This window comes from Bacillus sp. S71 (genome assembly GCF_016625265.1).
In the GTDB taxonomy this organism is placed as follows: Bacteria; Bacillota; Bacilli; order Bacillales; family Bacillaceae_G; genus Bacillus_A; species Bacillus_A cereus.
Map to the genome: position 1 here is coordinate 209,239 of NZ_JACVUW010000002.1, position 11,875 is coordinate 221,113.

The window sequence follows — 11,875 nt, forward strand, 5'->3', positions numbered from 1 at the left end:
ACATGATTTCAGTAAACGATTTTCGTACAGGTTTAACAATTTCAGTGGACAATGCCCTTTGGCAAGTACTTGATTTCCAACACGTAAAGCCAGGTAAAGGTGCTGCATTCGTTCGTTCTAAACTACGTAACATTCGCACAGGATCTGTTCAGGAGAAAACATTCCGTGCAGGTGAGAAAGTAGAAAAAGCACACATCGAAAACCGTCGTATGCAATACTTATACGCAAGTGGTGAGGCTCACGTATTTATGGATAACGGAACTTATGAGCAAATCGAGCTTGGTGAAAAACAAATCGAGCGCGAGCTTAAATTCCTAAAAGAAAACATGGAAGTAGCAATCATGACTTACCAAGGCGAAGTACTTGGTGTTGAACTTCCAAACACAGTTGAATTACAAGTTACAGAAACAGAGCCTGGTATTAAAGGTGATACTGCTTCTAACGTAACAAAACCAGCTACATTAGAAACTGGTCTTGTTGTACAAGTACCAATCTTCATTAACGAAGGCGAAATGCTTATCATCAACACTGGTGAAGGTAAATACGTTTCTCGTGCATAGTAGAAAAGCACTCGTGATAATTCACGAGTGCTTTTTTTATAGGAAATAGGGTATATAGTAAATAGCTGTTATAATAAAACTGACTAAAACAAGTGAAAGAGTACCCATAATAGATGGAGTCAAAACAATTTGAAATGGTTTTATTTCGCCAGTCTCAACACCAGTTAATGTTTTACTTATTGCGTGATCTGTAATGTTATTTCTATGGTTACTCATAATAATTAACCACATAATTGCAAATATTGCTAAACTACCAAGGAAAAATGTCTCTATAAATGACCAACCGACCAATAAGGAAAAAAGATAAATAAGAGCTAATTCTACTACAACGGTTAAACTAATTTTCAATGTCTTCATATTTTTCCCCCTCATTCTGTAATCTCAACCAGTTTAAAAAATTTTCACGTGACACGACATGCAAAGAGCAAGTTGACTTTACTTCTTTCTCTAGTGCAGCGTATTCGTCTGGAAACTTGTTTTCCACATGCAATGAAATATAAGGTAGTTTTTCTTGTGCTTTTAACGAGCGGGTATTATTCGTTTTAGCACCAGCAAATACGTAGGAAAGTTGTAAGTCTAAAAAGGCGATTTTAAAGATTTCTTTTTTAGCAGCCTCGTTATAGCCTTTTCCCCAGTACGGATAGCCGAGCCAACTACCAATGTGAGATTGCTTCTTCTCATCATTAATATGTTTAAGTGTGGTGAGGCCAATTATTTCATTCTCTTCATTCACAATCATTCTCGATAAGGATTTCTTTTGATGTTCTTCTTCTATTGCGAAAAGAAGAAATGCTTTTGTGTCTTCGATGTTTTCTACCGTTATCCCTAATGCATTTTTTATATGTGGATCACTTGATAGCTCGAAAATCACATTTGTATAGCGTAAATCGAGTGGTAATAAAGTAACGTGCTGCATGTTTTCTACCCCTTTTAAACTAAATGTACCATAATATACCATAAAATAATATGAATATTCAGATTCTAATTCGGGCTTTAGAGAAAAATTATGTTTTTACTTCTGAAATAGACAACCTCTGCATATGGTTGTACAAATATATTCTTTTTAAGAATACGAAGTTAGTAACTGTTACGGGAGAAGGTGGAAGAATGAAACAGTGGCTAGCGGCAATGGAAACATCCGTGCTTGTTATGGGAGCACTTCGATTATTTTCAGGTAGTGCGGAGATATTTGCTGCTTTGCTTATGCTTTATGTGAATGATGCGAAGAAAGCGTTGTTTATAAATGGTATGTTAGCGTTTGTTGGACCTACCGTATTAATTTTAACAATGACAATTGGGATAGCGAGTGTAGCAAGTGAAATTTCTTTCTTGAAGCTCTTTTTTCTAGCGCTTGGAATTTGCTGTATTTTTATCGCATTACTGAAATAGTAAGTCGAGTATAGTGGGGAGAAGCCGATGAAAGAGGTATTAGAAGTTTTACCAAAAACGATGAAGTATTTAATTGAAGAATGTAAGCAATACGATGCTTTAGAGGAAATTCGTGTTCGAATTGGAAGACCGCTAGAGTGTATTGCACACGGAAAGGTGTTTTTTTATGACTATATCACTACTGCAGAGGATGCTATTTACTTACTGAATAAGTTAAGTCAATTCTCAATTTATACGATGGAAGAGGAATTAAAACGTGGGTATGTGACACTTCGCGGGGGGCATAGAATCGGATTAGCGGGAAAAGTCATTACAGAAAAAAGCGCAGTGAAAATGATTCGTGATGTCTCTTCCTTTAATATTCGTATTGCTCGTCAAAAAATAGGGATTGCTGAACCGCTTTTGCCATATTTGTATGAAAAAAGATGGTTAAACACGATGGTAATTGGCCCTCCGCAAACGGGAAAAACGACACTTTTAAGAGATGTAGCTCGTTGCATGAGTCAAGGAGTAAGTGCTTCGGAAATTCCTTCTTGTAAAGTGGGGATCGTTGATGAACGGTCAGAAATTGCTGGCTGTGTGAAAGGGATCCCGCAATATGATTTTGGTACCCGAGTCGATGTGTTAGACGCGTGTCCAAAGGCAGAAGGAATGATGATGATGATTCGTTCTATGAGTCCTGATATTTTGATCGTAGATGAAATTGGCCGTAAAGAAGATAGTGAAGCAATTATGGAGGCAGTGCATGCAGGTGTTCAGCTTTTTATAAGTGCACACGGATTTTCCTATGAGGATGTTGTGAGACGTCCATCGCTAAAGGCAGTGCTAGAGCTTGGTATATTTGATAGGTTTGTGGAGTTGTCAAAAGCGAGGGGTCCAGGAACGGTTATGCAGGTGAAAGATAAATATGGAAAACCAGTGCTATCAAGTAGAAAGGCTGAGGGCGTATGGTGAAAATATTCGGTGCAGTGTTAATCGTTGCGGTCAGCACCTTTTTCGGGTTTTCATACGCTAAAAGATATAGTGAGAGGCCGAGGCAACTTAGATTATTAAAATCAGCACTTCAATCATTAGAAGCAGAAATTATGTATGGACACACACCTTTATCTGAGGCTGCCGAGCGATTAGTTAAACAAATGCCAAAGCCATTAAATTGGATATTTCAAAGTTTCGCCAGAAGACTACAAAGCGGGGAACAAACAGTAAGAGAAGCGTGGATAGATAGTTTGAAAGAGAACTGGAAGTTAACCGCATTTCAACAAACTGAGTATGAAATACTGCAGCAATTTGGTGAAACGCTCGGGCAACATGATCGTGAATCACAACAAAAACATATTCGCTTATGTATTACACATTTGGAGAGAGAAGAAGGAGAAGCGAAAGCACTACAACTGCAATACGAAAAAATGATTAAGAGCTTAGGGGTACTAGCAGGGCTACTTATTGTAATTTTACTGCTATAGGGGGGAGAAAGGCGATGTCCATTGATGTTGGATTAATATTTCAAATCGCCGGAATCGGCATTGTTTTAGCTTTCATTCATACTGTACTAAAAGAATTAAAGCGGGAGGATATTGCAAATTGGGTTATCCTTGTCGGTTTTGTCGTCATTTTATTTCATGTTGCATTTTTAATTAACACGCTATTTGACAAGATTAAAAGTGTCTTTCTCTTCCAGTAAAGGAGGCGGTTCGAATCGAAATTATACAAATTGTCGGATTAGGCCTCGTTGCTACGTTTTTAGCTGCTGTTTTGAATCAGCATAAATCTAGTATTACATCTTTATTTATTGTGTTCGTAGGTAGCGTGATGTTTCTTATTTTAATCGATCAAATTCATTCTATTTTACAAATGATTGAGAGAGTAGCAAGTGAAGCGAAAGTTAGTAACGTCTACGTGGAAACGTTACTAAAGATTATTGGAATTGCTTATATTGCTGAGTTTGGAGCCCAAATTACAAAAGATGCTGGTCAAGGTGCCATCGCTTCGAAAATTGAACTTGCTGGGAAAATCTTAATTCTCGTTATGGCGATTCCTATTTTGACGGTTGTAATTGAAACTATTCTCGGATTTTTACCGACGGGATAAGGGGGAGTGAATGTTGAGGAGGTTTGGAGCTAAGCTGCTATTTGCTTGCTTCCTTTTCTTTTCTTTACCGGTTGTTGTACAAGCTTCTCCTGTAGAAACAAACGTCGTTGATCAACAATTGGATAAGCTCGGAATTGAAGATGTGAAGCAATTTTGGGACGGGCTTGTTACAAAATATGGAGGCTATTTGCCAGAGAGTCAAAAAGGGAGCTTTATGGAGTTTGTAAAGGGAGAAAAAGAATTCTCTCTAAAAGAGTGGATGATAGGGTTATTAAAATATTTATTTCATGAGCTTGCTGCTAATGGAAAACTGCTTGGCACACTTATTATGCTCACAATCTTTAGTGCATTGTTGCAATCACTGCAATCCGCTTTTTCAAAAAGTAGCGTAAGTAAAATTGCTGATGCTGTTGTGTATATGGTACTTATTATTTTTGCTTTAAATAGTTTTTATGTCGTTATGACATATGCAAGAGAAACGATACAAACAATGGTAGATTTCATATTAGCGTTATTGCCAATTTTGCTGGCGCTTATAGCAACTGGGGGCGGGGTTGTATCTGTATCATTTTTTCATCCGGTTATCATTTTCTTAATGAATACGAGTGGGCTTCTTATGAATTATATCGTTCTACCACTTTTATTACTGGCAACGATATTAAGTATTGTAAGTACAATGAGTGATCAATATAAAGTGACGAAATTATCCAAGCTTCTGCAAAACGTTAGCGTAGGGATTATCGGTGTCTTTTTAACAATTTTTTTAGGAGTATTATCTGTACAAGGGACAGCAACAGCTGTTGCTGATGGAATAGCTGTGAAAACTGCTAAATTTGTAACAGGAAACTTCATTCCAGTAGTTGGAAGGATGTTTACAGAAGCGGCAGATACTGTTATTAGCGCATCAGGATTATTGAAAAACACAGTCGGAATTATTGGGCTCGTCATTTTATGCTTAATTGTTGCTTTTCCAGCGATTCAAATTTTCTGTATTGCATTTATTTATAAATTCGCAGCAGCAGTATTGCAACCGGTTGGCGGCGGAGCAATTATTCAATGTTTAGACATTATTGGACGAAGCATCATTTACGTATTTGCTTGCTTAGCTATCGTATCATTTATGTTCTTTTTAAGTATTACAATTATTATTGCTGCGGGGAATATTACACTTATGATGCGGTAGGAGGTGAAGAGTATGCAATTTGTTACAGAGTGGATCAGAAATATTATCGTTTTTTTGCTCTTAGCAACAATGCTTCATCTTATTCTTCCAAATTCGAATTTGCAAAAATACGTTAAATTCGTTGTAAGTCTTTTGTTAGTTGTATTAATTTTAACGCCCCTTTTTAAACTATTGCAGACAGATGTAAATGAAGTAATTGCAAATTTTAATGAAGAAAAGTACGTAGCAGAAGGATCTGTAAAAAATTCAATAGATTCGAAGAAAAAAGAAATACAAGCTCTAACACGTGCATATAGTTTAGAAGAGATGGCTACCAAAATGAAAAAAGAAGTAGGAAAAGAGTTTGAGAAAAAGTATGGTATGACTGTCTCTGAAATACAAATAGTCGCAGCAGAAAATACAGAAGAAGTAAAGTCAGCGAAAGATATTCAATCTGTTGTTGTGACGTTGAAAGAAAAAGAACGTAGTAAAAATGATGCAATCGAAACAGTAAAGCCAATTGAAATTAACACGAAAGAGCCTCCAAAAAAAGTGGAAGAAACGAATGTAGAAATGAAAGATTTCTTTTCAAGCAGGTGGCAACTAGAGGGTAAACAAATCCAAGTTCAAATGGAAGGGAGGACAGGTAGAGTAAATGGACAATAAAGATAAAAATTCGAAGTTCTCATTTTTTCGAAACTTATTGAATGGGGATCAAAAAGAAAGCAACGAGAAGGGTAAAAAGGTAACACCTAAGTTTTTACTTGTCCTACTCATACTTGGAATTTTGCTTATGTTTTCTAGTAGTCTCTTTTCAAGTAAAAAAGAAGAAGTACCTGTATTTAAAGAACAAAAAACTCAAAATCAAGAAAAAGACGTACCAACTTTCGGACAAAAAAGTAATGATAGTATGTCAACTGTAGAAAAATATGAAAAAGCGTATGAACAAGAATTAAAAACGGCTTTAGAAGAAATAGCAGGAGTAAAAGACGTAACGATTAAAGTGAATTTAGATTCATCTGAAGAAAAAATTTTAGAAAAAAATACAGTGAAACGCTCACAAACAACAGGTGAAACAGATAAAACAGGCGGTAAGAGAGAAGTAGAGGACGAGTCTCTTGATGAAAAGACTGTCATTATACGTGAAGGGGATAAAGAAACTCCTGTTGTTTTACGAACAGAGAAGCCGAAAGTACGTGGTGTTCTTGTCGTAGCAAAGGGAGTGGATAATATACAAGTTAAAGCAATGGTAAAAGAAGCTGTGATAAGGCTGCTAGATGTACCGGCCCATCGCGTTTCAGTTTCACCGAAAAATTGATAGGGAGGAAATAAAGTGTTAAAAAAACAAACAGTTTGGTTATTAACGATGTTAAGTTTAGTTGTTGTACTATCTGTGTATTACGTGACAACTCCTGACAAAATGAATACAGCATCGCCGGCAACAGGTGAAAAGATTGGACAAGAAAAACAAGGTACTGATAAAGCAGTAACAAACGAAGCGCCTAAAGAAACTCCGAAAAAAGAAAATACAAGCAAGGAAACAACAAATAAAGAAACAGACAAAAAAGAAAATGCAAAAAAAGAAACAAGTAAAAAAGAGGGCAATGTATCAGTTCAATCAAGTGATGAGAATTTCACAGCTTTACGTATGCAAATGGAAGATCAGCGTAGTGAAGCGAAAGCAAAATTACAAGAAGTGATGAGTTCAACAAAAGCTTCAGCAACAGAAAAGAATAAAGCAAAAGAAAATTTTGATGCCATTACGACAATGGAAACGAAGCAAGAATTACTTGAGACAGTAATTAAATCTCAAGGAGGATATCCAGATGCTCTTGTAAGAGCTGATGGTACTGACATTAGAGTAACGGTTAAAGCGGCAAAACATTCACAGAAAGAAGCAAATAAAATTATTCAACTTGTAAGAAGTGAAGGCGGATCAAAAGATGTAGGTGTGAAATTTGATCCACCAGCGAAATAAGTGAAACTTTAATCCGCAGGGATTTCCCTGCGGATTATTATCTTTTATTAAGCAAAGGGTATGCAAATAGTAAAATAGAGTATGTAAGTAAATGTGTGAATAGAAAAAAGCTATCATTTTCGATAGCTTTTTTCTATTTCGTCTTTGTAGTTATTTTTACTATGTTCAACTCGGAATGGAGAAACACGTTGCGAGTAAAAGATTAATGGTTCATGGTACTGATGATTACTTTTTCCGGATTTGACGTGGATGCAAAGAACACATGCCCAAACGATTACAGCAGGTAAAAAGAGAATGAGCCATATCATATTTCCACACCTCGACACAATATATTTTCTACACTTTGAACATACTATTCTTATATGAAGGAATGATGAACGGCGTGTAAACAAAAAAATAATATTTGGTAAAAATATGTTATTGACTATAGGTGTAGTGAAGAGTGGAGAGGGAATGGCATGTTTGCTGTGTAACGTTTTGCTAAAGTAGTGAATGTTTTTTAAGAAGTGGTCTTGCCAATTTCATGTGAAACTTGGTATTATTACTAGGTATTAAATTTTTATTGGAATAATATTTTTACAGGAGTTTCGATTTATTATAAAGAAATATAAATTGGAATGTTTAAAAAATTTATCGTAAGATGGAAATAGTAAATATTTCTATTAGTTAATGAAATATATTTTCTAATAGAATACATCGTATTTTTACAGTCAATCTAGTTTTCGTGATGAGAATCTGTAAAAACGGGACAAACAAGAGTATGGGAGTGGATTTTACATGTTTAAAATTCAAGAAGTTCGTGAATTAATTAAATTAATTGATAGCTCTAATATTGATGAATTTGAATACAAAAAAGACGGTACAACAATCAAAATGAAAAAGCGTGGTAATGAAGTTGTTGCTGTGCAAGCACCTGCAGCAAAACAAGCTATGCAACCAGTAGCGCCTGTTGAAGTTGAAACGACAGTAGCAGCAGCGCAAGCAGAAGCGCCAAAACAAGAAGAGAAGAAAACTGTTCAAGATGAAAACCTACATAAGATCACCTCACCAATGGTAGGTACATTCTATTCTTCTTCTTCACCTGATACACCTCCATATGTAAGTGTTGGGGATAGAGTATCGAAAGATTCTATCGTATGTATTGTCGAGGCTATGAAGTTATTTAACGAAATTGATGCTGATGTAGAGGGCGAAATTGTTGAAATTCTTGTTAATAACGGACAGCTTGTTGAGTATGGACAACCGCTATTTCTTGTAAAAGCGTAATAAGGGAGTCTTTGTGATGATAAAAAAAGTATTAATAGCCAATCGTGGGGAAATTGCTGTACGAATTATTCGTGCTTGTAAAGAAATGGATATTGAAACAGTTGCAATTTATTCAGAAGCAGATAAAGAGTCACTTCACGTACAGATTGCAGACGAGGCGTATTGTGTAGGACCAACGATTTCGAAAGAAAGCTATTTAAATTTGACGAACATTATTAGCGTTGCGAAGTTAACAGGCTGCGATGCTATTCATCCGGGATATGGATTTTTAGCAGAGAATGCAGATTTCGCAGAGTTATGCCGTGAATGTAACTTGATTTTTATCGGTCCAAGTCCAGAAGCTATTTCAAAGATGGGCACAAAAGACGTTGCTCGTGATACAATGAAAGAAGCAGGGGTTCCGATTGTACCAGGTTCACAAGGGATTATTAAAAATACCGAAGAAGCGATCGAGCTTGCTAATCAAATTGGATATCCAGTTATTATTAAAGCGACTGCAGGTGGCGGCGGAAAAGGTATTCGTGTTGCACGCCATGAAGAAGAGCTTATAAAAGGAATTCAAATTACACAGCAAGAAGCTAGTACCGCTTTTGGGAACCCTGGTGTATACTTAGAAAAGTACGTTGAAGATTTCCGCCATGTTGAGATTCAAATAATGGCAGATACACACGGAAATGCCATTCATTTAGGAGAGCGTGATTGTACAATTCAGCGCCGTTTGCAAAAACTATTAGAAGAAAGTCCATCACCTGCACTTGATGAAGATATTCGCAAGCAGATGGGTGAAGCGGCAGTTAAAGCGGCGGTAGCGGTTGATTATACAGGTGCTGGTACGGTTGAGTTTATTTATGAATATAAAACGAAAACCTTTTATTTCATGGAGATGAATACGAGAATTCAGGTTGAGCATCCGGTTACTGAAATGGTAACGGGAATGGACTTAATTAAAGAACAAATTCTTGTTGCTTCAGGAGAAAAGTTATCGTTACAGCAAGAAGAAGTACAATTTAATGGTTGGGCAATTGAATGTCGAATTAATGCGGAAAACCCTGCCAAAAAATTTATGCCATCTCCAGGTAAAGTAGAAATGTACTTACCACCAGGAGGATTTGGTATTCGCGTCGATTCAGCTGTATATCCGGGATATTCAATCCCACCTTTCTATGATTCGATGGTTGCTAAATTAATTGTTCACGGAAAAACACGTGAAGAGGCAATTGCAAAAATGAAGCGCGCACTTAGTGAATTTGTCATTGAAGGCGTACATACAACAATCCCGTTCCATTTGCAATTGCTAGATCATCCTGATTTTGTAAAAGGTGAGTTTAATACGAAATTTTTGGAAGAGCATGAACTTGTGACGCAGTGATACATTAAAGGAGGTTTTTTTCATGGCTGAACATATGTTAGATATGGGTCAAGATACAACTCTTGGTAAAGTAGAAATTGCACCAGAAGTAATTGAAGTAATTGCAGGTATTGCAGCTGCTGAAGTAGAAGGTGTAGCGGCAATGCGCGGTAATTTTGCTACAGATGTTGTTGAGAAGTTAGGTAAGAAAAATCATGGTAAAGGTGTAAAGGTTGAATTAGCAAACGAAGATATTATCGTTGACCTTTATGTTGTAATGTATTTTGGTGTAGCAATTCCAGTTGTTGCACAAAAGATTCAAGACAATATTCGCCAAGCACTCTTTACGATGACAGGACTTGAGCCAAAAGAAGTGAATGTTCACATCGTTGGCGTAACATTCGAAACACAAAAAACAGAAATCGAACCAGTGTAAGAATGAAAAGGTGCCTAGTAACATAGGCATCTTTTTTATCGTTTCATTTCTTCACAAATTACAACCCTCTAATTATTATACTATTTCAAAAAATAAGAAATAAACAAGAAAATGTGTCGTTTTTCCAAAAAACGTACATTGTGATAAGATATGGAACTTGAAGTTAATCTTTTTATTATTTTTCAGCCTTGTAACCCGTGTGTGAAACGATAAATTGTGTTATTATCATTGTATTATAAGGTTGGAAAATCAATGAAAACTGTAAGAGTAAGTGAATTGACGGCTTATAAATTATAATAATATAACAAAGTATAAGGAAAGACTTGAAGCATAAAGGAGAGTTACAATGAAACGTAGGACGGCTAGAGAAAGAGCAATGCAAGCATTATACCAAATGGATATTACAGGTGAATTAGAACCGAAAGTAGCAGTGGAAAACACGCTAGATGAAGGCGAAGAAACAAATGAGTTTCTAGAGTCACTTGTAGTAGGTTTTGTAGAAAATAAAGAAGCAATCGATGAAGCGATTCGTCAAAACTTAAAAAAGTGGAAGCTTGAGCGTATTAGCATTGTTGATCGCAGTATTTTACGTGTAGCTGTGTATGAAATGAAATACATGGAAGAAATTCCACACAACGTAACAATTAACGAAGCAATTGAAATTGCTAAAACATTTGGGGATGAGGAATCTCGTCGTTTTATTAACGGCGTTTTATCTAATATAAAAGATACACTGTAAATTCTTTAAGGGGGAATCTTAAAATGGTAGCAGTAATCATCAAAGGAAATGAAGTTGCGGAGAAAAAACGAGCACAATTAACAGAAGAAGTTGTGAAGTTGAAAGAGCAAGGTATTGTACCAGGGTTAGCAGTTATTTTAGTTGGAGAAGATCCAGCATCTCGTTCTTATGTGAAAGGAAAAGAAAAAGGCTGTGAACAAGTAGGGATTTACTCAGAGCTAATTGAACTTCCTGAAACAATTACTGAGGAACGTTTGCTTGCTGAAATCGATCGCTTAAATGGCGATGACCGTATTAATGGCATATTAGTGCAATTACCTTTACCAAAACATATTGAAGAAAAAGCTATCATTGAAAGAATTTCACCAGAAAAGGATGTAGACGGATTTCACCCAATCAGCGTGGGACGTATGATGACGGGACAAGATACATTCCTTCCATGTACACCGCATGGTATTGTAGAATTAGTAAAAGAAACAAATCTTGATATTTCTGGAAAACATGTAGTAGTAATTGGAAGAAGTAATATTGTCGGTAAACCAGTGGGGCAATTGTTTTTAAATGAAAATGCAACTGTCACATATTGTCATTCTAAGACGCAAAATATGAAAGAGTTATCGAAGTTAGCTGATATTTTAATCGTAGCTGTTGGACGACCTAAAATGATAACAGCGGATTATATTAAAGAAGGAGCGGTTGTAATTGACGTTGGTGTTAACCGTTTAGAAACAGGAAAACTTTGTGGTGATGTTGACTTTGACAACGTGTTAGATGTTGCGGGTTACATTACACCTGTGCCAAAGGGTGTTGGTCCAATGACAATCACAATGCTTCTTCATAATACTGTTGAATCTGCCAAACGTGCAGGTGTCGTTTGTAAATAATTTGAGTCGGCTATGAGGAGAGAGA

At 36.3% G+C, this 11,875-nt stretch carries 18 protein-coding genes; 15 read left to right on the forward strand and 3 right to left on the reverse strand.

Going from position 1 to position 11,875, the window contains the following annotated elements; all coding sequences use genetic code 11:
- The first annotated feature begins 2 nt into the window (after positions 1-2).
- Positions 3-560 (forward strand): elongation factor P, encoded by a 558-nt coding sequence (efp, locus tag IBT51_RS04545; RefSeq protein WP_000626513.1) that lies wholly within the window; start codon positions 3-5, stop codon positions 558-560.
- Between the two features lie 36 nt (positions 561-596).
- Here the strand turns inward: efp and IBT51_RS04550 are convergent, their stop codons facing one another.
- Both IBT51_RS04550 and IBT51_RS04555 read right to left on the reverse strand, forming a co-directional pair.
- Positions 597-917: a hypothetical protein gene (locus IBT51_RS04550; protein WP_078400973.1), complete on the reverse strand. Its 321-nt coding sequence runs from the start codon at positions 915-917 to the stop codon at positions 597-599.
- Entirely contained in the window at positions 898-1,476 is a 579-nt protein-coding gene (locus tag IBT51_RS04555; protein ID WP_023522996.1) for a GNAT family N-acetyltransferase, read from the reverse strand. Before IBT51_RS04555 ends, IBT51_RS04550 begins: the two co-directional genes overlap by 20 nt.
- Before the next feature lie 191 nt (positions 1,477-1,667).
- Between IBT51_RS04555 and IBT51_RS04560 the strand changes: the two genes are divergently transcribed.
- Genes IBT51_RS04560 through IBT51_RS04600 form a run of 9 tightly spaced genes read left to right on the forward strand, consistent with a single transcriptional unit; the run spans position 1,668 to position 7,177 of the window.
- On the forward strand, positions 1,668-1,949 hold the full coding sequence (locus tag IBT51_RS04560) for a YqhV family protein (protein ID WP_000816050.1): 282 nt from the start codon (positions 1,668-1,670) through the stop codon (positions 1,947-1,949).
- A 27-nt stretch (positions 1,950-1,976) separates the two neighbouring features.
- Positions 1,977-2,903, forward strand: a complete 927-nt coding sequence (gene spoIIIAA / locus IBT51_RS04565) for a stage III sporulation protein AA (RefSeq protein WP_000665907.1) — start codon at positions 1,977-1,979, stop codon at positions 2,901-2,903.
- Complete coding sequence (gene spoIIIAB / locus IBT51_RS04570; protein ID WP_000238703.1) at positions 2,897-3,412, forward strand: stage III sporulation protein SpoIIIAB; 516 nt, start codon at positions 2,897-2,899, stop codon at positions 3,410-3,412. Before spoIIIAA ends, spoIIIAB begins: the two co-directional genes overlap by 7 nt.
- Before the next feature lie 14 nt (positions 3,413-3,426).
- A complete protein-coding gene (gene spoIIIAC, locus IBT51_RS04575; RefSeq protein WP_000020914.1) occupies positions 3,427-3,630 on the forward strand; it encodes a stage III sporulation protein AC in 204 nt (67 codons plus the stop codon).
- Between the two features lie 23 nt (positions 3,631-3,653).
- Positions 3,654-4,037 (forward strand): stage III sporulation protein AD, encoded by a 384-nt coding sequence (spoIIIAD, locus tag IBT51_RS04580; protein WP_077393170.1) that lies wholly within the window; start codon positions 3,654-3,656, stop codon positions 4,035-4,037.
- Between the two features lie 10 nt (positions 4,038-4,047).
- The gene (gene spoIIIAE / locus IBT51_RS04585) at positions 4,048-5,220 is read left to right on the forward strand and encodes a stage III sporulation protein AE (RefSeq protein ID WP_000946113.1); all 1,173 of its coding nucleotides are present in this window, start codon (positions 4,048-4,050) and stop codon (positions 5,218-5,220) included.
- A gap of 12 nt (positions 5,221-5,232) precedes the next feature.
- Positions 5,233-5,865, forward strand: a complete 633-nt coding sequence (gene spoIIIAF / locus IBT51_RS04590) for a stage III sporulation protein AF (protein ID WP_001161037.1) — start codon at positions 5,233-5,235, stop codon at positions 5,863-5,865.
- On the forward strand, positions 5,855-6,517 hold the full coding sequence (gene spoIIIAG, locus IBT51_RS04595) for a stage III sporulation protein AG (RefSeq protein ID WP_088022414.1): 663 nt from the start codon (positions 5,855-5,857) through the stop codon (positions 6,515-6,517). Before spoIIIAF ends, spoIIIAG begins: the two co-directional genes overlap by 11 nt.
- A gap of 15 nt (positions 6,518-6,532) precedes the next feature.
- Positions 6,533-7,177, forward strand: coding sequence for a SpoIIIAH-like family protein (locus IBT51_RS04600; RefSeq protein ID WP_065485172.1), 645 nt, complete (start codon positions 6,533-6,535; stop codon positions 7,175-7,177).
- 113 nt (positions 7,178-7,290) lie between these two features.
- Here IBT51_RS04600 and IBT51_RS04605 read toward each other — a convergent pair whose 3' ends face one another.
- Complete coding sequence (locus tag IBT51_RS04605; RefSeq protein WP_002000935.1) at positions 7,291-7,485, reverse strand: hypothetical protein; 195 nt, start codon at positions 7,483-7,485, stop codon at positions 7,291-7,293.
- A gap of 469 nt (positions 7,486-7,954) precedes the next feature.
- Here IBT51_RS04605 and accB point away from each other — a divergent pair, with 469 nt between their 5' ends.
- From accB to folD, 5 genes are all read left to right on the forward strand, one after another.
- Positions 7,955-8,443 carry an acetyl-CoA carboxylase biotin carboxyl carrier protein gene (accB, locus tag IBT51_RS04610; RefSeq protein WP_000472863.1) on the forward strand — a complete coding sequence of 163 codons (489 nt, stop codon included), beginning with the start codon at positions 7,955-7,957 and terminating at the stop codon, positions 8,441-8,443.
- Between the two features lie 16 nt (positions 8,444-8,459).
- Positions 8,460-9,812, forward strand: coding sequence for an acetyl-CoA carboxylase biotin carboxylase subunit (gene accC / locus IBT51_RS04615; protein WP_000592870.1), 1,353 nt, complete (start codon positions 8,460-8,462; stop codon positions 9,810-9,812).
- Between the two features lie 22 nt (positions 9,813-9,834).
- Positions 9,835-10,227 (forward strand): Asp23/Gls24 family envelope stress response protein, encoded by a 393-nt coding sequence (locus tag IBT51_RS04620; RefSeq protein ID WP_000807630.1) that lies wholly within the window; start codon positions 9,835-9,837, stop codon positions 10,225-10,227.
- Positions 10,228-10,573: 346 nt separating this feature from the next.
- The gene (nusB, locus tag IBT51_RS04625; RefSeq protein WP_000830247.1) at positions 10,574-10,966 is read left to right on the forward strand and encodes a N utilization substance protein NusB; all 393 of its coding nucleotides are present in this window, start codon (positions 10,574-10,576) and stop codon (positions 10,964-10,966) included.
- A gap of 23 nt (positions 10,967-10,989) precedes the next feature.
- Complete coding sequence (folD, locus tag IBT51_RS04630) at positions 10,990-11,850, forward strand: bifunctional methylenetetrahydrofolate dehydrogenase/methenyltetrahydrofolate cyclohydrolase FolD (RefSeq protein WP_000226732.1); 861 nt, start codon at positions 10,990-10,992, stop codon at positions 11,848-11,850.
- Positions 11,851-11,875: the final 25 nt, after the last annotated feature.